Genomic DNA, 25141 nt, shown 5'->3' on the forward strand with positions numbered 1-25141 from the left:
AGTGTCGGGGCGGCGGATGGGGGTGCTCGCCGGAGGCGGACAGCCAGGTGCCCTAGCGATCTCGCCGACTCCTCTCAGGAGGCCGAAGTCCGCGGATGGGGGTAAGGCGCCGCCTTTTTCGTTTCTCATGGAATCTCGGACGGCTTCCGTGAGAAACGCGAGAGGCGCGGCTTGTCCAACGACGGCTGCGGGAACGATCGGCCATGGCCGCTGACCGGGTCCGCCTCTGATGGAGTACCGCGAACACCCAACCGGCGACGCGAGCCGCCTCTCGAAGACGCAAGCCGCCTCTCGAAGACGCGAGCCACCTCTCAACGAGGCGAGCCCCCTCTCGAAGGCGTCAGTTCCGGCGAGGTTCCAGTTCGCACCAGTGGCTGTAGCAGTTGCCGAGCAGGCCGTCGCCCTCGCCGTTCTTCATCGCCCGCGCGGCACCGACGAGAGCGTCCCCGCGCAGATCGAGTTCGAGCCCGAGGTAGGGGCTGTTGACCAGCGCGTCCGCGGTGGGGAGCTGGAGCGGCACTCCGACGCGCAGGTCCCAGTAGTCGGAGGCGGTGACGATCTGCGCCTCGATCATCTCACCGCCATCCACCCCGGCCTCGGCGCGCCCGTCCGCGTGGAGCCGCAGCGCGATGGAGACGTCGGCGGCGCCGGCGACCCGCACCCGCCCTTCCCAGGACCCGGCCGGCACGGCCACGGGCCGCTCGCGCTCGTCGCCGGGCGGAAGAAGGTCCGGCGTGAAGCCGTCGACGAGCTCGGTCAGCACGTGCTCGGCCACCGACGTCCGCGCCTGCCCACCGCTCTGGTTGGTGAGCACGCACACCGACAACCGCAGATCCGGGACGACGGCCAGCAACGCGGCCACCCCGCCCATGCTCCCGCTGTGGCTGAGCACCGTGTGACGCCCGCCGCGCGACACGAACCAGCCGAGGCCGTACCCGAGCCGGTCGTCGATCGGCGCCGCCGCGCGCATCTCGGCGGCGGTTCCCGGACGGAGAACCCCTCGGCCGCCCGCCTGCGACAGGCCGAAAACGGCCAGGTCGGCCGCCGTCCCCCAGGCGAGGGACGCGCCCCGGTGGGTGCTGTCGTAGACGGGGTAGACCCGCCCGTCGGCGGTGTAGCGCAGCGCCTCCTGCGCCGGCCCGTGATAGGCGGGCCCGATGTGGCAGCTCGTCAACCCGAGCGGGCCGAAGACCTGCTCCCTGACGTAGTCGGCAGGATCTTGCCCGGTGACCGACTCCAGGACCATGTCGAGGATTCCGTAGCCGAGGTTGGAGTATTCGAAGCGGGAGCCCGGCTCCCGGTACAGCGTCCCGTACCGCTCCACGGTCCGCCGGGCCGCGGCCCTGGCCACGGGCGAGTCCGCGTAGAAGAAGTCGTGGTGGATCCCCAGCCCGCCGCGATGCTGGAGGAGCTCGCGCACGGTCGGCGTGCGGTGCATGCGGAAACGGGGCAGCCGACAGCCGGGCAGGTAGTCCTCGACGGGCGCGTCCAGATCCAGCGACCCCGCGTCGGCCGCCACGCACACCGCGGTCGCGGTGACGGGCTTGGTCACCGACGCGACCAGGTAGGCGGTGTCCGTGGTGGCCCGGCGTCCCATGGCGACGTCGGCCAGGCCGAACGCCTCGGCGTGCACCACGGAGTCGCCCTGGGCGACGGCGACGGAGACCGAGGCGCACCCGCCCGCCGCCACGACCTCGGCACCGTGTTCGGCAAGCCCCTCGAGCATGGTCGGCTCCTCTTCCACCGGGAGGGTCCGACTCTAATCCTCCCGAAAACGACCGGCCAATCTCCCGGAACGACTGCCCGCTCCATCTCCGGAAACACTCCGGCCGGCCCCACGGACGCGGGGCCGGCCGGGCCGTACTCAGATGGACTTCTGGTAGCTCCGGAAGGACAACGTCGACAGCCAGATCATCAACGCCGCCAGGCCCAGCAGCCAGCCGCCGTGGACGGCGACGGCCTGCCAGTCCGGGTCGGCGGCCAGCGCCCCGCGCGCGGTGTCCAGCGACCAGTTGAGCGGGTTGAACGCCGCCACGTTCTGGATCCAGGACGGCATGAGGCTCTTGGCCATGAACGCCGAGGACAGGAACGTGAGCGGCAGCAGGAGGAAGACGCTCAACCCGATGATGGTCTCCCTCTGGCGCACCAGCAGGCCCATCGTGCTCGACAGGGCGCTGAAGATCGCCCCGAGCAGGATCGACGCCACGGCCAGCACCACCACGCCGAGGACGCCTCCGGGATACGACGCGCCCGCGAGCCGTCCCAGGAGGATGATGATCAGCGACTGGATCGCGGTGCTCACCGCCTGCTCGATGACCCCGGCGTTGAGGATGGCGCTGCGGCTCACCGGCGAGACGAGGAAACGGTTCAGCGTGCCGCGCTCGATCTCGTCGATGACACCCATGCCGGACCACATGTTCGACGACACCGCGCTCATCACGACGACGCCGGGCACCAGATAGTCGACGTAGGACGCGGCGCCGAAGCCCGGCAGCTCCGCGACCTTCCTGAACAGGCCCCCGAACAGGAAGAGCCAGATCGCGGGCTGCACCAGCGTCATGACCACGAGGCCGGGGTTGCGCAGCAACGCCTTGAGACGGCGGTGGGACATCCACCAGGTGTGCACGAAGAGTCCGCTCATCGGGCGCCTCCCGCTCCGGCCGTGACGGGTTCGTCGGTCTGGGCGAAACGGCGGCCCGCGTGACGCAGGTAGACGTCGTCCAGCGACGGCCTGGCCACCGTGACCGCCGCGACCGGCACTCCGGCCTGGTCGAGCGCCGCGAGGGCGATCGGCACGGCCGCCGCGCCGTCGTCGGCCCGGGCGCTGAGCCTCCGCCCGTCGAACACGATCTCCCGTATGCCGGAAAGTGCCGCGATGAGGGACCGCACCCGCTGTTCGTCCGGCGCCTCGCGCAACTCGAGATGTACGGCGTCGCCGCGCAACTCGGCCTTGAGCCCCTCGGGGGTGCCCTCCGCGACGACCCTGCCGCCGTCGACGATGGCCAGCCGCCCGGCGAGACGGTCGGCCTCGTCCAGGTAGTGCGTGGTGAGCAGGATCGCCAGCGAGTCGTCACCGGCCAGGCGGGCGATCTCCTCCCACATGGCGGCCCGCGCCTCGGGGTCGAGCCCGGTGGTGGGCTCGTCGAGGAACAGGACGCGGGGCCGGTGGACCAGCCCGAGCGCCACGTCCAGCCTGCGCTGCATGCCGCCCGAGTACGTCCTGACCTGGCGGCCGGCGGCGTCGCCGAGGTCGAACCTGTCGAGCAGTTCCGCGACGCGGCGCTCCAGCTCGGCTCCGCGCATGCCGTACAGGTGTGCCTGTAACACCAGGTTGTCGCGCCCGCTCGCCATCGGGTCGGCGCCGGAGCGCTGCGACACGACGCCGATGACCCGGCGCACCCGGTCGGGGTGGCTCAGGACTGCGTGCCCCGCGATGGTCGCGGTGCCGGAATCGGGCCGGACCAGAGTCGTAAGGATCTTGATGGTGGTCGACTTGCCGGCGCCGTTCGGGCCGAGCAGCCCGAACACCTCCCCCGGCCTGACCGTGATCGACAACCCGTCGAGCGCCTTCACGCCGCCGGGATAGGTCTTCACGAGGCTGTCGGCCTCGACGGCGTTCATCGCCGTGGTCTGCATGGATTCCTCCGGTTTCGGATCTTGATCGTCCGAACCGGCCCGTGGAATGAAGCCCAGCTATCCTTGCGGTTGCCACCTCGGGCTGGTTCCCTTCCGCGGGTTCGGTTCGAGGCTGAGGACGCCGGCGGGGGTGTTGCAGCACCCTCGCCGGGGTCCTTCTCAGGTCTGGTCCTTCGTACGGCTCCTTTCCGCGATGTCGAGCACCTCGGGGGGGATCACACCGGTCTCGTGGAACCGCCGCCAGAGGTCGAGGTCCGGCAGCGAACCCGACGTCAGCTCGTCGAGCAGTGAGCGGACCCAGGCCGCCTCCGCCTCGCGCATGGCCAGGTCGAACTCCTCCTCGATGAGGAACAGCCGGGACATCTCGCGGCCGTACCTCGCCAGCGCCTCCCGCTCTTCGGCGATCTCCGCCTCCAGCAGGCCGAGCCGTCGCCCGAGCAGGCTCGTCGCCTCGTCGGGCGACAGGACGGCCAGCACCGAGAGGCCGGCTTCGAACCGGAAGAACTCGCGCTCGGGCGTGGAGATCAGCTCACGCGCCCAGTCGACGAGTTCCTCGCGGCCGGCGTCGGTGATCCCGTAGACCGTCCGCTCGGGGCGGCCACCCTCCCGGACGCTCTCCGTCGCCTCCAGAAAGCCGTGCTTCTCCATGTTCCGCACGACGGTGTAGAGGGAGCCCCACTTGATGTTCATGTCGCGGTCCTTGCCCCGCTCGCGGAGCACCGTGGCCATCTCGTAGGGGTGCATCGGCCGTTCCACGACCGCGGAGAGCACGGCGAGCGCCAGCAGGTTGCCGACCTTTCGTCGCTTGGCCATGACCCTCCGATGCTCGCCACCGATTACTCGTATGCGAGTATACGTCTGCGAGTATCCGTCGGCAATACTCCGGAACACGGATCCGTACGGCGCGCGTAGCCTTCGGGTATGGCCGCGGACCGCGAAAGGCTTCGCCGTACGTTCACTGAGGACGCTGAGCTCTATGACAGGGTCCGGCCCGGCTATCCCGCCGAGCTCTTCGATGAGGTCCCGCGAGGAAGCCGGGTGCTGGAGATCGGCTGCGGCACCGGGCAGGCGACCGTGCCGCTCGCCGAGCGCGGGTGCCGGATCGTCGCGATAGAGCTCGGCGAACAGATGGCCCGCCTCGCCCGCCGCAAGCTCGCCGGCTTCCCCGGCGTCGAGGTCGTCAACGCCGCCTTCGAGGACTGGCCGCTGCCGCCCGAGCCGTTCGACGTCGTCCTGGCGGCCACCAGCTTCCACTGGATCGACCCGGCCGTGCGCGTCGCCAAGGCCGCGGACGCGCTGCGCCCCGGAGGCACCCTCGCCGTCATCTCCACGCACCACATCAAGGGCGGGACGGTCCCCTTCTTCGCGGACTCCCAGCGGTGCTACGAGAGGTTCGACCCGGACACGCCGCCAGGCGAGACGTTGCCGCCGGCCGTCGCGTTGCCGTCCGACAGCGCCGAGATCGACGGTTCAGGCCGGTTCGGCGTCTCGCGGTTCCGCCGGTTCGAATGGGAACAGGGCTACACCACGGCCGAGTACCTCGACGTGCTGTCCACCTACTCCGGCCACCGGGCGCTGCCCGCCGACGCCAGAGCCGGGTTGCTCGACTGCATCGCCGCCCTCATCGACGGCCGGTACGGCGGGCGGATCGTCAAGCGCTACCTCACCCTGCTGCGCCTGTCCGACACCCACCTCTCGAACGGACGCTGACGCGCGGCAGGCCGCAGCCCACCGCGCGTCAGCGCGTGTTCCTGGTCGTCAGGCCGCAGCCCACCGCGCGTGTTCCCTGGTCGTCAGGCCTGGGACCGTCGCCCGGGTGGCAGGTCGAACTCGTCGTCGCGCATGCGCAGGAGGGCGACGCCTGCTCCGGCCATGCCCACAGCGCCGACCGCCAGGCCCGCGGCGCTGCCGATCTGACCGGGGATGAAGGGATGGGTGGGTCCGGCGATCATGAGCGCGATGCCCATCCAGGCGGGCGCGACGCGGCTGCGCCACAGCGCGGCGCCCAAGAGCGCCAGGCCGATGGTGAGCCCCAGGATCCACAGGCCTGAGGCGGCGGACACGACCGGGTTCGCCCACAGGGCCTGGTCGAGCGCGGTCGCCGCGCCTCGGTCGAGCCCCTCTTCCAGAGTGACCAGTGCGATGAGGTGGTCGTTGGGCATCAGCGCCGACGCGAGGAACCCCAGAAGCGACAGCAGGGCTCCGGCCGTCGCGAGCCGGGGAGCGCCGCGCCGGGCGACCCACGCCACCGTGCACGTGGCCGGGATGAGCGTGATGGTGAACACGGCTCCCACCCACTGGAGCGCGCCCACCGTCCCCTGACCGCCGGCGACCATGTCCAGCGTGGCGGCGAAGTCGCCGTCGGCGGGACCCGGCATCAGCAGGTGGTAGAGGGCCTGGGCGAGCAGCGGCAACGGAGTGATCACCGCGAGCAGGATCCGCCAGAACGTGCGGACGTCACGCAGTGGCCTGCCGGTCGCCGGCGCCGCCGCGCGGCTCGCCGTCTCGGTACGGGACTCGTGTTCCATGGATCCTCCGATGACTGTGATCGTGTTCTCTCGTCGAGAGTGGGCCGCCGGAGGTCCCGTCTTCGTGGGCGCGGCCCCCCATCCGTTCCCCGGCGCGCTCCGCGGGGATGGGAGTCCGCTCCTATGGCCCTGGGAGTCGCAGGACCCGATGATGGGTCCCATGTCAGCCAGCCGGGCAGCGCCGATCACCACGTTCACGATCACGGTCACGGTGATCGCGGCCGCGTGGGCGTCGTGGTTCGTCGGCGGTTACGACCTGCGCGACGCGGCCGACACGTACCTGCTGACGAACTCCGCGGTCGCCGTGACGTTCACCGCGTTCGGAGCCCTCGTGCTGGCCCACCGGCCGCGGCATCGCATCGGGCGGCTGTTCGTCGCGTTCGGCGCGTTCTACGCGGCGAGCGTGGTCTGCCTGGGCCTGCAGTCGGGTCTGTTCCCCCTGACCCCGGGGTGGGAGCGCCTGATCGACGTGGTCGGCATCACCGTGTGGATCCCGGGCCCGGTGGTCTGCCTGCCGTTGATCCTGCAGCTGTTCCCCGACGGAACGGCGTTGTCGCCGCGGTGGCGGCCGCTGGCCGCCGCCACCCTGGCCCTGCTCGTGCTCACCCCCGCTCTGACGTTGCAGCCTGGAGCGATCGACAAAGAGCCCATCGCCGACCGCAGCCCCCTGCTGCCGGAAGCGGCCGGACGCGTCGTGGGGGCGATCGTCCCCGTGGCCGTCGTTCTCGTGGGACTCGTCTTGCTGGCCAGCGTCGTCGCGTTGTGGTTGCGGGTCCGGCGTTCGAGCGGAGAGCAACGGCTCCAGCTGATGTGGCCCCTCTGGGCGGTGGCCGTCTTCCTCGTCCTCAACGTCCAGCGCGTCGTGACCACGGACGGGCCGATCCTGTTCCTGCTGACCCTGCCGCTGATCCCGGCCGCCGCGACGATCGCGATCGTCCGTCACCGGCTCTACGACATCCGGCTGGTCGTCAACCGGTCCATCGTCTACGGCGTGCTCACCGTGGGCGTGATCGGCGCCTACCTGGGCATCGTCGCCGCTCTCGGCGCGCTGGCCCGTGAACGTCTGGACAGCCCATTGGTGGCGACAGGCGTCGTGGCGCTGGCGTTCGCTCCCGCCCGCGCCGCCGTGCAGTCCGCCGTGGACCGGCTCATGTACGGCAGGCGGCACGATCCGGCCGCGGCGGCCGCCAGCGTGGGCCTGCGGCTCGGCGCCGGCCTGGACGGTGTGCTCCGGGCGGTCTGTGAGGCGTTGCGCCTGCCGTACGCCGCGGTCAGCGCCGACGGCCGGCTCATCGCCACATTCGGTGCGGCACCGGACGTGCGGCACACCGTGCGACTGGAGGTGGCGGACGGCACGCCCGCCGACCTGCTGGTGGGGCTGCGCTCGGGCGAGTCCCGGCTGTCGGCTGCCGACAGGCGTGCGCTCGAACTGCTCGCCGCGCCCGTCGGAGTGGCGCTCCAGGCGGTCCTCCTGTCGGAGCAACTGCGCGAGTCGCGTGCCCGCATCGTCGCCGCCAGGGAGGAGGAACGCCGGCGGCTGCGCCGTGACCTGCACGACGGTCTCGGCAGCGCGCTGACCGCCGTCACCCTCAAGGCGGACGCGGCGCACAACCTCCAGGCAGTCGATCCGGCCCGCTCCGGGAAGCTGCTGCTCGACCTGCGCGCCGACCTGACCGGCGCCATCGCCGACATCCGCCGTCTCGTCTACGACCTGCGGCCGCCCGACCTGGACGAGCTCGGGCTGCTCGGGGCCCTGCGCCAGCACGCGGAGCAGTCCTGGCGCAGGGACGACGGCCGCTTCGTCGTCACCGTCGACTCCCCCGCCGACCTTCCCTCGCTGCCCGCGGCCGTGGAGGTCGCGGCCTACCGCATCGCCATGGAGGCGGTCACCAACGCCCTGCGCCATGGCAGCGCCGGCTCGTGCGTCATCTCGCTGCGGGCCGACCACTCCCTGCATCTGGAGGTGCGCGACGACGGCGGCAACGGCGTCGCCGCGTGGCAGCATGGAGTCGGCCTCCGGTCCATGCACGAACGCGCCGCCGAACTCGGAGGCGTCCTCAGCGCGGGACCCACCGACCGTGGTGGCCGCGTCCACGCCCTTCTGCCGCTGGAGCCGAATTGAGCACCGAGGCCGCCATCCGCGTGGTCGTCGTCGACGACCATCCGATGATGCGCGAGGGCATGCGCGCCCTCGTCGCCTCCCTGACCGACATCGAGATCGTCGGCGAGGCGGGAGACGGCGAGGCCGCCTGCCGTGAGGCGCAGCTCACCCACCCCGACGTCGTCGTGATGGACCTGCACATGCCCGGGGTCAACGGCGTGGAGGCGACCCGGTCGATCCTGCGCGTCGCGCCCGCCACCCGTGTGCTCGTCCTGACCATGTTCGAAGACGACGAGTCGGTCTTCGCCGCGATGCGCGCGGGCGCCTCCGGCTATCTCGTCAAGGGGGCCCAGCAGGACGAGATCGTCGCGGCCGTTCGCTCCGTCGCCGCCGGTCAGGCCGTCTTCGGGCCGACGGTGGCCCGCCGGATCATCGACTTCTTCGCCGGCGGCGGCGGCCGGAACGCGTCGCCCGCGGAGCCGTTCCCCGAGCTGACCGGCAGGGAACGCGAGGTCCTCGACCTCATCGCCGCCGGACACGCCAACGCGGTGATCGCCCGGCGCCTCGTCATCAGCCCCAAGACCGTCAGCAACCACATCTCCGCGATCTTCGCCAAACTCCAGGTCGCCGACCGCGCCGAGGCGATCGTGCGCGCCCGCCAGGCCGGGCTCGGCCACAAGTCCTGACCGGCCGGGTGGATCCCGCGGACGACGGCCGGCTCGTCCATCGCCGACCCCGGCGCCCGGCCACTACGATGGCCGAAACGGGACGAAAGGGTACGGCGTGAATCTGGTCGAGCGCGGCACGGAGTTCGCCGGGTTCTGGCGGGAGCGGCACCTGTGCACGCTCACCACTGTCCGGCCCGACGGCACGCCCCACGTGGTGCCGGTCGGCGTGACCCTCGACCTCGACTCGGCGACGGCCCGGGTGATCACGTCGGGCGCCTCGCACAAGGCCCGCCGCGTCGCCGCCGCGGGCCCCGAGGGCACACCGGTCGCGGTCTGTCAGGTCGACGGGCGCCGCTGGTCGACGCTCGAAGGCACGGCGGTCCTGCGGACCGAGCCCGAGCAGATCGCCGACGCCGAGCGCCGGTACTCCGAACGGTACAAGCAGCCGCGTCCCAACCCGGCCCGCGTGGTGCTGGAGATCCGGGTGACCCGTGTGCTGGGAAACGTGTGATCACCGTTGTCGGGATCGGCGCCGACGGATGGGCCGGTCTCTCCCCCTCCTCCCGTGCGGCCGTCGAAGCCGCCGAGGTGCTGATCGGCGCGGCCAGACAGCTCGAACTGATCCCCGGCTTCACTGGTGAGCGGATCGCCTGGCCGTCCCCCCTCCTGCCAGCGCTGCCCGGTCTGATCGAGGCGCACGCGGCCAGGGCCGTCTGCGTCCTCGCCAGCGGCGACCCCATGTTCTTCGGCGTCGGCTCGACACTGGTGCGCCTGCTCGGCCCCGAGAAGCTGCGCGTGCTTCCCCACCTGTCGTCGCTCTCGCTGGCCTGCGCGAGGCTCGGCTGGCCCGTCGAGCAGGTCGAGGTGGTGAGCCTCGTCGGCCGCCCGCTCGCGACCGTGAACGCCGCCGTCTCACCGGGGCGGCGCCTCATCGTGCTCAGCGCAGACGGCGGGGGCCCCGACCAGGTCGCCTCCCTGCTGACCGCGCGCGGCTACGGCGCGAGCGGCATGACGGTCCTGTCCGATCTGGGTTCGGACGCCGAGTCGCGGCGGGACGGTGTCGCCGCGCGCTGGCCGCACTCCGCTTCCCCCGCGCTCAACGTGATCGGCGTCGAATGCGCGGCGGACCCCGGCACCCGGCCGCTCGCCCTCGTCCCGGGTCTGCCCGACGAGGCGTTCGAGCACGACGGGCAGCTCACCAAGCGCGAGGTGCGGGCCGTCAGCCTCTCCCGGCTCGCCCCCCTCCCCGGCGAACTGCTGTGGGACGTCGGCGCGGGAGCGGGGAGCATCGCGATCGAGTGGATGCGGATGCACCCGTCCTGTACGGCTGTCGCGGTGGAGGGCAGGGCCGACCGCGGCGAGCGGATCCGCCGCAACGCGGAGACGCTGGGCGTGCCGGGGTTGCGCGTGGTGGACGGGACCGCCCCGGCGGCGCTGGCCGGTCTGCCTGCGCCCGACGCGGTGTTCGTCGGCGGTGGCGTCACCGTGCCCGGGGTGGTCGAGGCATGCTGGACGGCGCTGCGCCCCGGGGGAAGGCTCGTGGCGAACGCGGTCACCCTGGAGTCCGAGGCGGTCGTCGCACGGTGGTACGGCAGGCTCGGCGGCGACCTGGTGCGCCTCTCGGTGCAGCGGGCCTCCCCGGTCGGCGGCTTCACCGGATGGCGGGCCATGATGCCGGTGACCGTCTGGTCCGTGGTCAAAGAATCCGGGATCGCGGGCATGGCGGTCGAAGAACTCGGGACCGCCGGCACGGCGGTCGAAGAACTCGGGACCGCCGGCACGGCGGTCGAAGAACTCGGGACCGCCGACATGGCGGTCGAAGAGCCGGCGGGCGAAGGATCCGAGGCTGCCGGGCCGGCGGCCGGCGGACCTGTCGTCAGAGCGCCGGCGGGCGATGGAGATCTCTCATGACGGTGCACTTCGTCGGCGCGGGCCCGGGGGCGGCCGACCTCATCACGTTACGCGGGCTGCGGGTGCTGGAGTCGTCGCCCGTCTGCCTTTATGCCGGGTCGCTGGTCCCCCGTGAGCTGCTCGGCTCCTGCCCTGACGGTGCCCGGATGGTCGACACCGCCGATCTGACGCTCGACGAGATCATCGACGAGATGTCCGCCGCGCACGACGCGGGGCAGGACGTGGCACGGCTGCACTCGGGCGACCCCTCGGTGTTCAGCGCCGTGGCCGAGCAGATGCGCCGGCTGGACACGCTCGACATCCCCTACGACGTGGTGCCGGGAGTCCCCGCCTTCGCCGCGGCGGCCGCCTCGCTGGGCCGGGAGCTCACCGTCCCCGGCGTCGGCCAGACGGTCATCCTCACGCGCACGTCCGCGCGGGCGACGCCGATGCCGGAGGGCGAGGACCTCGGGACGCTGTCGGCGAGCACGGCGACCATGGTGCTGCACCTGGCCGTCCAGCGGATCGAGGAGGTCGTCGCGGAACTCCTGCCCTCGTACGGCGCGGGCTGCCCCGTCGCGGTCGTGGCACGGGCGAGCCGTGACGACGAGGTGATCCTCCGCGGCACGCTCGCGGACATCGCCGACCAGGTACGGCAGGCCGGAGTCAAACGCACGGCGGTCATCGTGGTGGGGCGGGTGCTCGCGGCGTCGCAGTTCCCCGACAGCCACCTCTACTCGGCCGGCCGCCGGCGGTCGTGACCGTCGTCGATACCGTGTCCGCCAGCCTCATCACCAGGAACGACCCGAGCCACGCCGGCATGCCCTCAGATGCGACCGTCGCCGACACCGTGGCCCCCCGCCCGTCCCACGATCACGCCGGCCCGGTCGATCACCACGATGTCGACCTCGACAGGGGCCTCCCGCAGCACCTCGACCGCCGTGGCTCGGGCGCCCTCCGCCACCAGGTCACCGAGGGGCAGGCCCGCCTCCTGGCACAGGCGCAGCGCGTGCAGCGCGGTGTTGGCCTCACGGACCCTCTCGGCGAGGTCGGCGGCGCCTCCCCCGTCGAGCACGAGCCTCGCGAGCAGGTCGGGATTGACCTGCGAGCGGCCGGAGTGCAGGTCGAGGTGCCCGTCGGCCAGCTTGGAGAGCTTGCCGACGCCCCCCGCGACCGTGAGCCGCGGCACGGGGTGGCGGCGCAGGTACTTCAGCAGCGCCCCCGCGAAGTCGCCCATGTCGAGCAGCGCGTCGTCGGGCAGGCCGTACAACTCGGCGGCGACGCGCTCCGACGTGCTTCCCGTGCATCCGGCAACGTGCACGTGCCCGGCGGCCCTGGCGACGTCGACTCCGCGCCTGATGGAGTCGATCCAGGCCGAGCACGAGTAGGGCACGACCACTCCTGTCGTCCCGAGGATCGACAGCCCGCCGAGAATGCCCAGCCTCGGGTTCCACGTGTGGCGGGCCAACTCCTCGCCGTTCTCCACCGAGATCTCCACCACGATGTCGCCGGTGCCGCCGTGTGCCGCCGCCACCTCGGCGACGTGCTCCCGCATCATCCGGCGCGGCACCGGGTTGATGGCCGGTTCACCCACGTCGAGCGGAAGTCCCGGCTTGGTGACCGTGCCGACGCCCTGTCCGGCGGTGAAGGTCACGCCGCTTCCCGGAGGGCCTGGCCGTACCGACGAGGAGATCAGCGCTCCGTGCGTCACGTCGGGGTCGTCGCCCGCGTCCTTCACGATCGACGCCGCGGCGAAGCCGTCACCGAGCGACTCACGCGCCAGCGCGAAGGCGGGCGTGCGGCCCTTGGGCAGCGTGATCGTCACGGGATCGGGGAACTCGCCGGTGAGCAGTGCCGTATAGGCCGCGGTGGTGGCGGCGGTCGCGCACGCGCCGGTGGTCCAGCCGTGACGCAGCGGGGCGCTCATGGGACGACCCGGCAGACGAACGCACCACGAACCACCAGGCCACAGACGGACGCACCACGAACCACCAGGCCACGGACGAACGCACCACGAACCACCAGGCCGCGGACGAACGTGCCACGGACGAACAGCGGCGCGGGACGGACGACCGGCGGCGCGGGGCGGGGCGGCAGGACATGACGCGAGGCGGAAGGGAGCACGACATGCGGGTGCTGATCCTGGGCGGGACCGCCGAGGCGAGGGCGCTGGCAGCCGCGCTCGCCCCTGAGCCGGGCATCCACGTGGTGTCGTCGCTGGCCGGGCGGGTGAGCAATCCGCGCCTGCCTGCCGGCGAGGTGCACGAGGGCGGCTTCGGCGGGCCGGAGGGCCTCGCGGCCTGGATCCACGACAACGCGATCGACTCCGTCATCGACGCGACCCACCCGTTCGCCGCGCGGATGAGCGCGTCGGCCGCCGAGGTGGCGCGGCGCACAGGCGTCCCCCTGTTGGTGTTGCGACGTCCCGGCTGGACGGAGGGTCCCGGCGACTCCTGGCATCGCGTCGCGTCGCTCGACGCGGCGGCGGGCCTGCTGCCCTCTCTCGGCCGGAAGGTGTTCCTCACGACAGGACGCAGAAGCCTGCCGGTCTTCACGGCGATCGACGGCCTGTGGTTCCTCGCCCGTTCGGTGGACCCGCCCGAACCTCCGATCCCGGCCAACGTACGGATCCTGCTCGCCCGGGGCCCGTACACCGTGGAGGGCGAACGCGAACTCATCGCGGAGCACCGCCTCGACGTGCTGGTGACCAAGGACAGCGGGGGTGCGATGACCACCGCGAAGCTGGTCGCCGCCCGCGAACTCGGCCTGCCCGTCGTCATGGTGGACCGGCCGCCGCTGCCCGACGGCGTACGACTCGTGAGCACGGTCGACGCCGCCGTCGGCTGGCTCGGCGGCAGGTGACAGGCCCGGCCCGGGTGCGATGAGCCCGCCGCGGGCCGGCTCGGCGGCTCCTGACGGCGGGAGGCCGAGCGCGGTGACCCTGTCGTGGCCCGGCGTCACGACGGGTAGCGGCGCGGCGTGTAGACCACGGGACCGTCCTCGCGCTCGACCACGCGCGTGGTCGAGGAGCCGACGAGCAGCAGGCATCGCATGTCGATCGTCGAAGGGTCGAGCGCACCCAGCGTCGTGATCGTGATGCTCTCCTCCGGTCCGCCGACGTCACGCCCGACGACCACGGGCGTCCCCGGCTCGCGGTGTTCCAGCAGCAGGTCGCGGGCCGCGCCCACCTGCCAGGCACGGCTGCGCGAGGCCGGGTTGTAGACGGCCAGCACCATGTCGGCCTTCGCCGCGGCCGAGATGCGGTCCGCGACGACCTCCCACGGCTTGAGCAGGTCCGAGAGCGAGATCACGCAGTAGTCGTGGCCGAGCGGCGCACCAGCCCTGCTGGCCACCGCCTGCGCCGCGGTGAGCCCCGGCACGATCCGGACGGGCACCCCGGCGTACCGCTCCTCGCCGGCCGCCTCCAGCACCGCGCTGGCCATGGCGAAGACCCCCGGATCGCCCGAGGACACCACCGCCACCCGCGCGCCGTCGAGCGCCATCTCCAGGGCGTGCCTGGCCCGCTCGGCCTCCACCCGGTTGTCGGTGCGATGGCGGCGCTGGCGGGGGTTCGGCGGCACCCGGTCGACGTAGGGTCCGTATCCGACCAGGTCGGTCGCGTCGGCGAGGGCCTCCTGAGCCTCCGGGGTGAGCCACGGACGCCCTGCCGGGCCGAGCCCGATGACGGTGACCTGGCCCCCGCGTTCCCCGCCGGTCCGCCGGAATGACGTGGCCTGGTCTGACTGCTGTGTCTGCTCAGACTGCTGTGTCTGCTCTTGCTGGTCAGACTGCTCTGTGCGGTCCGTCTGGCCCGTCTGGCCCGTCTGCTCGGGCTGCTCTGCCTGCCCGTCCTGTTCGATCTGCCCGGGGTGCCCGGGGTGCTCGGGGACGAAGGTCCGCTCGGCGGGGCTCGGGATGAGCGCGAGCGAGAAGTACGGAACCTCGGACGGGTCCACGTCCTTCAGCAGGGCGACCCGTTGGCCCTTCGTCGTGGCGCGCTCGACGTACCACGCCTCGTCGAGACGTCCGGCCTCCGCGAGCGCGTCACGGACCTTCTCGAACGTACGGCCCAGCTTGAGCACCGCGGCAGAGTCCGTGTTCCGGAGCTTGTCGGCCAGCACGTCGGCGGGAAGCGTCCCCGGCAGGACGGTCAGCGTCTCGTCCCGCTCCACCAGCGGGCGGCCGAGCACCGCCGACGCACCGCTGACCGAGGTGACGCCGGGAACCACCTCGGTCGGATAGCGGTGGGCGAGCCGCTTGTGCATGTGCATGTACGACCCGTAGAAGAGCGGGTCTCCCTCGCACAGCACGACCACGACCCTGCCCGCGTCGAGGTGGGCGGCGAGCCGCTCCGCGCAGACGGCGTAGAAGTCGTCGAGCGCGCCCTGGTAACCACCGGGATGATCGGTGGTCTCGGTGGTCAGCGGATACTGCAGGAGCTCCTCGACCTGGCCTTCACGCATGTACGGCAGAGCGATCGATCGGGCGATGCTCCGGCCGTGCCTGGCGCTGTGGTAGGCGATCACATCCGCCTCACCGATCAGGCGGGCCGCCTTCACCGTCACCAACTCGGGATCTCCCGGGCCGAGCCCGACACCGTAGAGCCGACCTGTCATCGCGTTCACTCCTGCTCACTCGCGATGGCGTTGACCGCCGCCGCCACCATCGCGCTGCCGCCCCTGCGGCCGTGGACCACCAGAAACTCCAGATCGCTGTCCGCCAGCGCCTGCTTGGACTCCGCTGCTCCGATGAAGCCCACCGGGATGCCGAGCACGGCGGCGGGACGCGGCGCCCCCTCGGCGATCAACTCCAGTAGGCGGAAAAGGGCCGTCGGCGCGTTGCCGATCGCGACGACCGCGCCGCCGAGCCGGTCCCCCCACAACTGCAGCGCCGCGGCGCTGCGGGTGGTGCCCAGCCGCTCGGCCAGATCGGGGACGCGGGGGTCGCCGAGAGTGCACAGCACCTCGTTGTCCGCCGGAAGCCGCCGTCGCGTCACGCCGGAGGCCACCATCGCCGCGTCGCACAGGACCGGGGCGCCACCGCGCAGGGCCGCTCGCGCGGACGACACGACGGCGGGAGACCAGCCGAGGTCGTCGACCAGGTCCGTCATGCCGCAGGCGTGCACCATGCGCACCGCCACCTGGGCCACATCCGGCGGCATCCGGGTGAGGTCGGTCTCGGCGCGGATCGTGGCGAACGACCGGCGGTAGATCTCGGCGCCGTCGCGTACGTAGTCGGTCACTTTTCCCCTCGGAACGTGGGCCCGCTCGACGCGGCCGCACTGGATGCAGGCGAACCCGGTACGGGCGCCGCGCTGGTCTCTGGCGTGCTGGTTCCGGGCGCGCTGGTCTTGGCTGCGCTGAACACCGCAACGGCGGCGGCCACCTCGTCCATGTCGGAGCAGGTACGGCTGTCGCCGTCCAACTCGACCCGGTATCCCCGGCCCGTCGCCACCACCTCGACGACCCGTCCGCGTGGCCGTCCGCAGCGGCGCTCGCACCCGGCCCAGTGCACGGGCAGCAGCCCTCGTTCGTGGACCGCCTCGGCCGCTCCGAGCGCCGCGTCGGCCCGGACGTCGGCGAGCGACTTGGCACAGCCGGGCCTGCCGGTGCAGGCGCTCACGCCGACCCATGGCGACGACGGGTCTGCGACCAGGCCGGCCTGGGTGAGGATCGGCGTCCAGATGGCGGCCTGGGCCCGTGTCAGGTCCGGCACGACGACCGTCCGCCACGGCGTCAGCCGTACCGAAGGCGGCTCGTCTCCGCCGCCGACGCCGTCGACCGCCACAACGGCCCGCCCGGCGACCTGACCGGCGACCTGACCGGCAACGTGTCCGACAACGTGTCCGACCTGACCGGTGGCCGCTGCAGCGTCGGCGAGGAGAAGCGCCTGGGCGGCGGACAGCCTGCCGAGCGGGACCACGACCTCCAGGGCGACTCTCCCGTCCCGCTGCTCCACGAGCCCCGGTTCCCGCACCGCCGCGGTCGTCCGTACGGGATCTGATGTGGGGCTGCTCACAACCGCCGAGTCGAGGTGCAGGCGGGCGGCGACGCGCGCGGGACCGTCTTCGAGTTCGGACAGACGCCACGCGGCACCGCCCTGGGCGGCCCGCTCGTCGAGGAACGCGTCCGCGACCGCCACCAGGACGCCGACCGGATCGCCCGTCACCCCGGCGGAATCGTCCGCCACCTGGATGGTCCCGGCTTCCACGCCGGCGAGCAGGACGGCCCATGCCGTACGCGATCTCGCGACGAGCGTGACGTCGGCGCCGAGCCCGGTCACGTCGCCGGTGCCGTCGTCCAGAGCGAACAGGAAGCGCCCGGACAGCTCCGCCATCCGCGGCCTGGCGCACAGGGCCAGGTCCAGCGCCGCGACCAGGGGGCGCACGTCCAGCAGGGTCGAGCCGGAGCGGCCGGAGAGTGGGGACGCGATGATGTTGCGCACCCGTTCGTGCGTGTCGGACGGCAGGAGCCCGGCGGCGGCCATGCGCTCGGCGAAGGCCGGGGCGGAGCCGAGCCCGCGCACCTGGACGTTCGCCCGTGAAGTCAGCTCGATGACACCCGAGCCCAGTTCGTCCGCGCAGGCGGCCAGTTCGCGCAGTTGGGCCACCGAGACGGCGCCTCCGGGTACGCGGACGCGGGCAAGGCCGCCGTCGGCGGCAGTGTGCACCTGCAGCGCCCCCGGACATGCGTCGAGGTGCGCACGTCCGGAAAAGTCGCCAATCGCCACGAACAGGATGTTAACGCCAGTTATTGCATTCCATCCGGCTGCCGTAGTCTCATCGGAGACGACGGCACAGGGAGGAAGCCGGTGTGAAGCCGGCGCGGTCCCGCCACTGTGACCAGGGAGCGACCCCCATCACGGGCCACGGTCCGGCTACGGACGGGAAGGCCGGGGTGAGCGTCGATCTGGGAGCCAGGAGACTCCTGCCGTCGCGACACCCACGACCGGGGCGAGGACCCCGAGGGAGGAACCTCCGTGCGCCCTGAGCCGACCAGCCCCACCCCGTCCAGCCCCACGCAACCCGGCCCCACGCAACCTGGCCCCACGCAACCCGGCCCCGCAACCGACACTGGACCCCGCCCCGCAACGCCAGGCCCCGCGACCGGCGATACACCCGGCCCCGCGACCGGCGATGCCGCAACCGGGCCGGTGTCACCCGGCTCAGTGTCACCCAGCCCGGTGTCACCCGGCTCGGTGTCACCCAGCCCGGTGTCGCCCAGCATCCTGCTGCTGTCGACGTCCGACACCGATCTGTTGAGCGCCCGGGCCAGTGGCGCGTCCTACCGTCTCGGCAACCCCGCCAGGCTGGCCGCCGAGGACCTGCCCGCGCTGGTCGAAGGCACCGATCTCATCGTGGTCCGGCTGCTCGGCGGCAGGAGGGCCTGGGAGGAGGGCCTCGACGCCCTGCTGGCCGGCCCGCGTCCCGTGGTGGTCCTCGGCGGCGAGCAGGCGCCCGACGCCGAGTTGATGGAGCTGTCCACGGTCAGCGGCGGCACCTGCGCCGAGGCCCACGCCTACCTGGCCCACGGCGGCTCCGCCAACCTGACCGAACTGCACGCGTTCCTGTCGGACACGGTCCTGCTCACCGGCCGCGGCTTCGCGCCGCCCGCCGCCACTCCGACCTGGGGTCCACTGGAACGCACGCCGGGCCGTACGGAGGGGCCCGTCATCGGCGTGCTCTACTACCGCGCCCATCACATGGCCGGCAACACCGGGTTCGTCGAGACGCTCTGCCAGGCGATCGAGAACGCGGGCGGCCAGGCACTGCCCGTCTTCTGTTCTTCGCTCCGTACGGCCGAGCCCGACCTGTTCGAGACCCTTCGCAGGGCGGACGCGTTGGTGGTCACCGTGCTCGCGGCCGGCGGGTCGCGGCCGGCCACCGCCTCGGCGGGCGGCGACGACGAGGCCTGGGACGTGGGCGCCCTCGCCGACCTGGACGTGCCGATCCTCCAGGGGCTCTGCCTGACCACCAGCAGGCAGACATGGGAGGAGAACGACGACGGCCTCTCCCCTCTCGACGCGGCCTCCCAGGTGGCCATCCCCGAGTTCGACGGCCGGATCATCACGGTGCCGTTCTCCTTCAAGGAGATCGACGCCGACGGGCTCACCGTCTACGTCGCCGACCCCGAGCGCGCCGCACGCGTCGGAGGCATCGCCGTACGGCACGGCCTGCTCAGGCACGTCCCGCCCGCGGAGCGCCGCCTGGTGGTCATGCTCTCGGCCTACCCGACCAAGCACTCACGCGTCGGCAACGCGGTGGGCCTGGACACCCCCGCCAGCACCGTCAGACTGCTGGCCAGGCTCAGCGAGGCGGGCTACGACCTGGGCGAGGGCCTGCCCGGTGTGGCCGACCAGGACGGCGACGCCCTGATCCACGCCCTGATCGCCGCGGGCGGCCAGGACCAGGACTGGCTGACCGAGGAGCAACTCGCGGGCAACCCCGTGCGCATCTCGGCGGCGTCCTATCGCGAGTGGTACGGCACGCTGCCCGAGGATCTCCGGTCAGGGATGGAGCGCCACTGGGGGCCGCCGCCGGGCGAGCTGTTCGTCGACAGGTCACGCGACCCCGACGGAGAGATCGTGCTGGCCGCTCTGCGGGCGGGCAACCTGGTCGTGATGGTCCAGCCGCCGCGCGGCTTCGGGGAGAACCCGATCGCCATCTACCACGACCCCGACCTGCCGCCGAGCCACCACTACCTGGCTGCCTACCGCTGGCTGGCCGCCGACTTCGGCGCCCACGCGATGGTGCACGTCGGCAAGCACGGCAACCTGGAATGGTTGCCCGGCAAGTCGGCCGGCATGTCGGCGGCGTGCGGTCCCGACGCGGCGCTCGGCGACCTGCCGCTGGTCTACCCGTTCCTGGTCAACGACCCGGGAGAGGGCACGCAGGCCAAGCGGCGCACGCACGCGGTGCTGGTGGACCACATGGTGCCGCCGATGGCCCGCGCGGAGACCTACGGCGACATCGCACGGCTCGAACAGCTCCTGGACGAGCACGCCTCGATCGCCGCGATGGACCCGGCCAAGCTGCCCGCGATCAGAGCGCAGATCTGGACGCTGATCCAGGCGGCGCGGCTCGACCACGATCTCGGGCTGGACGACCGGCCGCACGACACCGAGTTCGACGACTTCCTGCTGCACGTGGACGGCTGGCTCTGCGAGGTCAAGGACGCGCAGATCCGCGACGGCCTGCATGTGCTGGGTGAGGCACCGGTCGGGAAGGTCCGCGTCGACCTGGTGCTGGCGATGTTGCGTGCCAGGCAGATGTGGGCGGGCAGGCAGACCCTGCCCGGCCTGCGGGAGGCGCTCGGCCTGGCCGAGGACGGCAGCGCCGGGCTGGCGAGCGTCGACAGAGCCGAGTCCCTGGCCCGCGCCCTGATCGAGGCGATGGAGGAACGCGGCTGGGAGCCGGCCGCGGTCCGCGACGTCACCCAGGCGGTCCTCGGCGACACGACCCCTACCGGCATTCTTGACGGCACAACGCTCGACGACACGTCCCCTGCCGGCATTCTTGACGACACAGCCCTCGACGACACGTCCCCTGCCGGCACCACCCTTGGTGACCCGCCCCCTGCCGACATCGCCCTTGATGACGCGGCGGGGAGGTCCCGTCAGGAGCTCGTCGAGCAGGTTCTGACGTTCGCAGCCACCGAGGTGGTGCCCCGGCTGGCGCGCACGACCGACGAGCTCGACCACCTCCTCCACGCCCTCAACGGCGGCTACGTCCCGGCGGGACCGAGCGGCTCCCCGCTGCGCGGCCTGATCAACGTGCTGCCGACCGGCCGGAACTTCTACTCGGTCGACCCCCGGGCGGTGCCCAGCAGACTGGCCTGGGAGACCGGCCAGGCGATGGCCGAGTCGCTGCTCGAGCGTTACCGCACGGACACGGGCGACTGGCCGCGCTCGGTCGGCCTGTCCGTCTGGGGGACCAGCGCGATGCGCACGGCGGGCGACGACGTCGCCGAGGTGCTCGCGCTGCTCGGGGTCCGTCCCGTATGGGATGAGGCCTCGCGCAGGGTGACCCGCCTGGAGCCGATCCCGCTCGAGGAGCTCGGCCGTCCCCGCATCGACGTCACCGTCCGGATCAGCGGCTTCTTCCGCGACGCGTTCCCGCACGTGGTCGCGATGCTCGACGACGCCGTACGGATGGTCGCCGCGCTCGAGGAGGCCGACGAGGACAACTACGTCCGCGCCCACGTGACCGCCGACCAGGAGACGCACGGCGACTCCCGCAGGGCCACGATGCGGATCTTCGGCTCCCGTCCCGGCGCGTACGGAGCCGGACTGCTGCCCCTCATCGACAGCGGGAACTGGCGCGACGACGCCGACCTCGCCGAGGTCTACGCCGTCTGGGGCGGCTTCGCCTACGGCCGCGACCTCGACGGGGTCCCCGCACGGACCGACATGGAGAGCGCCTACCGGCGCATCGCCGTGGCCGCCAAGAACGTCGACACCCGCGAACACGACATCGCCGACTCCGACGACTACTTCCAGTACCACGGCGGCATGGTCGCGACGGTCCGCGCGCTCACCGGTACGGCTCCCGCCGCCTACGTCGGCGACAGCACCCGCCCGGACGCGGTGCGCACGCGCACCCTGTCCGAGGAGACCTCACGTGTCTTTCGCGCCAGGGTCGTCAACCCCAACTGGCTGACCGCGATGCGGCGGCACGGCTACAAGGGCGCGTTCGAGCTTGCCGCGACCGTCGACTACCTGTTCGGCTACGACGCCACGACAGGCGTGGTCGCCGACTGGATGTACGACAAGCTGACCGAGGCGTACGTGCTCGACCCGGAAAACCAGGCGTTCATGGCGAAGTCGAACCCCTGGGCGCTGCACGGGATCGCCGAGCGTCTGCTCGAGGCGGCCGAACGCGGAATGTGGGAGCACCCGGACCCGGAGATCCTGCGCGGCCTCCAGGAGGTCTACCTCAAGACGGAAGGCGACCTGGAGGACGACTCAGCCTGACCGACTCAGCCCGACCGACTCAGCCTGACCGGCGGACGCGCCGCCGGTCGGCCGAGCTACCACTGGTCAGCTGATCTACCACTCGATGCCCTTCTGGCCCTTCTGACCGGCGTCCATCGGGTGGCGGACCTTGCCCATCTCGGTCACCAGGTCCGCCGCCTCGATGAGGCCCTTCGGAGCGTCCCTGCCGGTGATGACGACGTGCTGGCTGCCCGGCCTGGCGGCGAGCGTGTCCAGCACGTCGTCCAGGTCCAGCCAGCCCCACTTGAGGGGATAGGTGAACTCGTCGAGCACGTAGAACCGGTAGGTCTCGGCCGCGAGGTCGCGCTTGATCTGCTCCCAGCCCTCGCGGGCGTCGGCGGCGTGATCCTCCTCGGTGCCGGGACGCTGGATCCAGGACCAGCCCTCGCCCATCTTGTGCCAGGTCACCGTGCCGCCCTCGCCGGTCTCGCCCAGCACGGTGAGCGCCCGCTCCTCGCCGATGCGCCATTTGGCCGACTTCACGAACTGGAACACGCCGATCGGCCATCCCTGGTTCCAGGCGCGGAGTGCCATGCCGAAGGCGGCCGTCGACTTGCCCTTGCCAGGACCGGTGTGAACCATCAGCAGCGGCCGGGTGCGCCGCTGGCGCGTGGTGAGACCGTCGTCGGGGACACTGTCCGGCTTTCCCTGCGGCATGTCAGACCGCCTTCCTGTAGTCGCGCCCGGTTTCGCTTCTGTTGTCGACTCTCATGTCGCGCCTGGTTGCGCCCCGGTCTGCGCCACTCGCGTCGACTCTGTTCACGCCCTGGTCCGCGCCACTGCCGTCGACTCTGTTCACGCCCCGGTCTGCGCCCCTGCTGTCGCCTCTGTAGTCGCGCACCAGGGCGCCGAGGTCCGCCATCGAGTCGAGCGGGACGGCCTGAGCCCGCATCCGGAACGCGAGCCGCCGCGCCAGGCCGAGCCGTACGGGACCGGTCTCGCAGTCGACGACCACACTCGCCACTCCCTTGAGCAGCCCGGCAGCCCTGTCGACGTCGCCGCCGGAGGTGGCACGCCCATCGGTCACCACGATCAGCAGCGGCCGCCGCGAGGGATCGCGCAGCCGCTCGACCCGCAGGACCTCGGCCGCGCGCGTCAGCCCCTCCGCCAGTGGAGTACGACCACCGGTCGGCAGCGAGCGGAGCCGCGCCGCGCCCGCCTCGACCGACGAGGTGGGCGGCAGAGCCAGATGGGCGGCGGAGCCGCGGAAGGTGACGAGCCCGACCTTGTCACGCCGCTGATAGGCGTCGAGCAGCAGGCTCAGCACGGCCGTCTTTACCGCCGTCATCCTCTTGCGCGCCGCCATGGAACCACTGGCGTCGACCACGAACAGTACGAGGTTGCCCTCCCTGCCCTCGCGTACGGCCTCACGCAAGTCGCCGTCGCGGATCACGAGCCCCGCCCCGGTCCTGCCGCGTTCCCGCTGGTACGGCGCGGCGGCGAGGAGCGTGCCCATCAGGTGGACGGAGGTCAGCCGGCCTTCGGGCACACGGGATCCCGTGGTGCGGCCGTGCGGTGTGCGCGCCCGCGACCGCCTCCCCGACGCCCCCTCTCCAAGGCCGGGCACCTTCATGATCGGCACCCTGTACGGCCGGCCCGCCACGGCGATCTGCTCCGCACCGCTGTCCGATCCGTCCTGATCAGAGGAGGCGGGGTCACGGGACGTGCTGTCGTCGCGCGTCTTGTCATCTCGCGCCCTGTCGCGCGCTTCCTCTCGCGCCCTGTCATCGGCAGCCCCGTCACGCGCGTCGCCGTCAGGCCTCTTGTCGCCCGCTTCGTCGCGCGCCCCGTCACCGGACGCATTGGGATCCTGGGTCTTGTCCATCCCGTCCGCCGGGTCGGAGGTGGCCGATCGATCGTCAGGTCCGGCATCTCCGCCGTCTGGAGCACCATCAGGGCCGTCTTGGTCGCCGCGAGAACCCCCACCGTCGTCGGGGTCGTCAGGATCGTCGTCTGCCGCCCGGGCCAGCAGTTCTTCCAGGAGCGACTCATCCAGCCCCGGCGCGTCGAAGGGATCGCGGCGACGGCGGTGCGGCAACGACAGACGGGCGGCGGCGCGGACGTCCTCAGTCGTCACCGCGTCGCGGCCCTGCCAGGCGGCGTGCGCGATGGCGGCATTGGCCGTGACCAGGTCGGCCCGGAGTCCGTCGACCTCGAACCCCGCGCACACGGTGGCGATCTGCCGCAGCCGGGCGTCGGGCAGTCGCACCTTCCCCAGCCGTGCCCTCGCCTCGGCGATCCTGTCCGCCAACGCCGCCTCCTCGGCGGTCCAGCGGGCGGCGAATCCCTCCGGGTCGGCGTCATAGGCGAGGCGGCGCCGTACCACCTCGGCCCGATTCCCCGGGTCGCGCGAGGCCTTCACCTCGACGGTCAGCCCGAACCGGTCGAGAAGCTGGGGACGCAACTCCCCCTCCTCCGGATTCATGGTGCCGACGAGCAGGAACCTGGCCGCATGCCGTACCGAAACGGACTCACGCTCGACATAGCAGGTCCCCAGTGCGGCCGCGTCGAGCAGCAGGTCGACCAGATGATCGTGCAGGAGGTTGACCTCGTCCACGTAGAGGACGCCCCGGTGGGCGGCGGCGAGCAGGCCGGGCTCGAAGGCCTTCACTCCCTCGGTCAGCGCCCTTTCCAGGTCGAGCGAGCCGACGAGCCGATCCTCTGAAGCGCCGACCGGAAGCTCCACCAGCGCCGCGGGACGATACGTCGACCCGCCCTCCTGCCCACGCGGTTCGTGCGACCCGCCCGAACCATGCGGCTCGTGCGGGCCGCGGGATTCGTGTCGGCCGCGTGGTTCGCGCCGCCCGTGCAGTTCATGCAGGTCATGCGGCCCGGCCGACTCGTGCAGGTCATGCGGCCCGTCCGGGCACTCCGGGTCCGGCGCGGCGGGGTCGCAGGAGAAGCGGCATCCGCGGACGACCGCGACCTGAGGCAACTGCGCGGCCAGCGCACGGACGATGGTCGACTTGGCGGTGCCCTTCTCTCCGCGGACGAGCACACCGCCCACCCGAGGGGATACGGCGTTGAGCACCAGCGCCAGTTTCAGGTCGTCGAGGCCGACGACCGCGCTGAACGGGTAGGTGATGATCAAGGAGTTGCCCTCCGATTGACATGGTGATCCGTGGGGAAACGGACCTCGTCAGCTCGGGAGAACGGCACGGTGACTCACGGCGGATCCTCCTCAGGGATGACGCGTCCCACGACATGAGGCCGCGGCAGCCAAGCGACCTGGCTCCCGGGATCAACGTCCCGGATACAGTGGCGCGTCCGCACCGGCATCTCACCGGATTTCCCTTGGACAACCGCAAAACCTACCGGAACGTACC

At 72.1% G+C, this 25141-nt stretch carries 19 protein-coding genes and 1 riboswitch; of the genes, 8 read left to right on the forward strand and 11 right to left on the reverse strand.

The window, feature by feature from the left end:
* Positions 1 to 340: 340 nt before the first annotated feature.
* From Psi02_RS29015 to Psi02_RS29030, 4 genes are all read right to left on the reverse strand, one after another.
* The gene (locus Psi02_RS29015) at positions 341 to 1726 is read right to left on the reverse strand and encodes a serine hydrolase domain-containing protein (RefSeq protein WP_203979026.1); all 1386 of its coding nucleotides are present in this window, start codon (positions 1724 to 1726) and stop codon (positions 341 to 343) included.
* A 138-nt stretch (positions 1727 to 1864) separates the two neighbouring features.
* On the reverse strand, positions 1865 to 2641 hold the full coding sequence (locus tag Psi02_RS29020; RefSeq protein WP_203979027.1) for an ABC transporter permease: 777 nt from the start codon (positions 2639 to 2641) through the stop codon (positions 1865 to 1867).
* Complete coding sequence (locus Psi02_RS29025; protein ID WP_239095243.1) at positions 2638 to 3636, reverse strand: ATP-binding cassette domain-containing protein; 999 nt, start codon at positions 3634 to 3636, stop codon at positions 2638 to 2640. Before Psi02_RS29025 ends, Psi02_RS29020 begins: the two co-directional genes overlap by 4 nt.
* A 159-nt stretch (positions 3637 to 3795) precedes the next feature.
* Positions 3796 to 4449 (reverse strand): PadR family transcriptional regulator, encoded by a 654-nt coding sequence (locus tag Psi02_RS29030; protein WP_203979028.1) that lies wholly within the window; start codon positions 4447 to 4449, stop codon positions 3796 to 3798.
* A gap of 108 nt (positions 4450 to 4557) precedes the next feature.
* Here Psi02_RS29030 and Psi02_RS29035 point away from each other — a divergent pair, with 108 nt between their 5' ends.
* Complete coding sequence (locus Psi02_RS29035; RefSeq protein WP_203979029.1) at positions 4558 to 5346, forward strand: class I SAM-dependent methyltransferase; 789 nt, start codon at positions 4558 to 4560, stop codon at positions 5344 to 5346.
* A gap of 83 nt (positions 5347 to 5429) precedes the next feature.
* Here Psi02_RS29035 and Psi02_RS29040 read toward each other — a convergent pair whose 3' ends face one another.
* A complete protein-coding gene (locus Psi02_RS29040; protein ID WP_203979030.1) occupies positions 5430 to 6164 on the reverse strand; it encodes a DUF4386 family protein in 735 nt (244 codons plus the stop codon).
* Between the two features lie 160 nt (positions 6165 to 6324).
* Between Psi02_RS29040 and Psi02_RS29045 the strand changes: the two genes are divergently transcribed.
* From Psi02_RS29045 to cobM, 5 genes are all read left to right on the forward strand, one after another.
* Complete coding sequence (locus Psi02_RS29045) at positions 6325 to 8286, forward strand: sensor histidine kinase (protein WP_203979031.1); 1962 nt, start codon at positions 6325 to 6327, stop codon at positions 8284 to 8286.
* The gene (locus tag Psi02_RS29050; protein WP_239095244.1) at positions 8283 to 8951 is read left to right on the forward strand and encodes a response regulator; all 669 of its coding nucleotides are present in this window, start codon (positions 8283 to 8285) and stop codon (positions 8949 to 8951) included. The genes Psi02_RS29045 and Psi02_RS29050 overlap by 4 nt, the downstream gene beginning before the upstream one ends.
* A 97-nt stretch (positions 8952 to 9048) precedes the next feature.
* Positions 9049 to 9444 carry a pyridoxamine 5'-phosphate oxidase family protein gene (locus Psi02_RS29055; RefSeq protein WP_203979032.1) on the forward strand — a complete coding sequence of 132 codons (396 nt, stop codon included), beginning with the start codon at positions 9049 to 9051 and terminating at the stop codon, positions 9442 to 9444.
* Positions 9441 to 10844 carry a precorrin-6y C5,15-methyltransferase (decarboxylating) subunit CbiE gene (gene cbiE, locus Psi02_RS29060; RefSeq protein ID WP_203979033.1) on the forward strand — a complete coding sequence of 468 codons (1404 nt, stop codon included), beginning with the start codon at positions 9441 to 9443 and terminating at the stop codon, positions 10842 to 10844. Before Psi02_RS29055 ends, cbiE begins: the two co-directional genes overlap by 4 nt.
* Positions 10841 to 11584, forward strand: coding sequence for a precorrin-4 C(11)-methyltransferase (gene cobM / locus Psi02_RS29065; RefSeq protein ID WP_203979034.1), 744 nt, complete (start codon positions 10841 to 10843; stop codon positions 11582 to 11584). Before cbiE ends, cobM begins: the two co-directional genes overlap by 4 nt.
* A gap of 65 nt (positions 11585 to 11649) precedes the next feature.
* Here the strand turns inward: cobM and Psi02_RS29070 are convergent, their stop codons facing one another.
* Positions 11650 to 12750 carry a cobalt-precorrin-5B (C(1))-methyltransferase gene (locus Psi02_RS29070; RefSeq protein ID WP_203979035.1) on the reverse strand — a complete coding sequence of 367 codons (1101 nt, stop codon included), beginning with the start codon at positions 12748 to 12750 and terminating at the stop codon, positions 11650 to 11652.
* A 200-nt stretch (positions 12751 to 12950) separates the two neighbouring features.
* Between Psi02_RS29070 and Psi02_RS29075 the strand changes: the two genes are divergently transcribed.
* Positions 12951 to 13685 (forward strand): cobalt-precorrin-6A reductase, encoded by a 735-nt coding sequence (locus tag Psi02_RS29075; protein WP_203979036.1) that lies wholly within the window; start codon positions 12951 to 12953, stop codon positions 13683 to 13685.
* 95 nt (positions 13686 to 13780) lie between these two features.
* Here the strand turns inward: Psi02_RS29075 and Psi02_RS29080 are convergent, their stop codons facing one another.
* From Psi02_RS29080 to Psi02_RS29090, 3 genes are read right to left on the reverse strand one after another with little or no spacing between them, the layout of a single operon-like run.
* A complete protein-coding gene (locus tag Psi02_RS29080; RefSeq protein ID WP_203979037.1) occupies positions 13781 to 15439 on the reverse strand; it encodes a precorrin-2 C(20)-methyltransferase in 1659 nt (552 codons plus the stop codon).
* Between the two features lie 5 nt (positions 15440 to 15444).
* Positions 15445 to 16065 (reverse strand): precorrin-8X methylmutase, encoded by a 621-nt coding sequence (locus Psi02_RS29085; protein ID WP_203979038.1) that lies wholly within the window; start codon positions 16063 to 16065, stop codon positions 15445 to 15447.
* Positions 16062 to 17552, reverse strand: coding sequence for a ferredoxin-like domain-containing protein (locus Psi02_RS29090; protein WP_203979039.1), 1491 nt, complete (start codon positions 17550 to 17552; stop codon positions 16062 to 16064). The genes Psi02_RS29085 and Psi02_RS29090 overlap by 4 nt, the downstream gene beginning before the upstream one ends.
* A gap of 21 nt (positions 17553 to 17573) precedes the next feature.
* Positions 17574 to 17768: riboswitch (cobalamin riboswitch) on the forward strand.
* 267 nt (positions 17769 to 18035) lie between these two features.
* Between Psi02_RS29090 and cobN the strand changes: the two genes are divergently transcribed.
* Complete coding sequence (gene cobN / locus Psi02_RS29095; protein ID WP_203979040.1) at positions 18036 to 21794, forward strand: cobaltochelatase subunit CobN; 3759 nt, start codon at positions 18036 to 18038, stop codon at positions 21792 to 21794.
* A 75-nt stretch (positions 21795 to 21869) separates the two neighbouring features.
* Here the strand turns inward: cobN and cobO are convergent, their stop codons facing one another.
* Both cobO and Psi02_RS29105 read right to left on the reverse strand, forming a co-directional pair.
* Entirely contained in the window at positions 21870 to 22472 is a 603-nt protein-coding gene (gene cobO, locus Psi02_RS29100; RefSeq protein ID WP_203979041.1) for a cob(I)yrinic acid a,c-diamide adenosyltransferase, read from the reverse strand.
* Between the two features lies 1 nt (position 22473).
* Positions 22474 to 24906 carry a VWA domain-containing protein gene (locus tag Psi02_RS29105; RefSeq protein WP_373317702.1) on the reverse strand — a complete coding sequence of 811 codons (2433 nt, stop codon included), beginning with the start codon at positions 24904 to 24906 and terminating at the stop codon, positions 22474 to 22476.
* Positions 24907 to 25141: the final 235 nt, after the last annotated feature.

This window comes from Planotetraspora silvatica (genome assembly GCF_016863315.1).
Classification (GTDB): domain Bacteria; phylum Actinomycetota; class Actinomycetes; order Streptosporangiales; family Streptosporangiaceae; genus Planotetraspora; species Planotetraspora silvatica.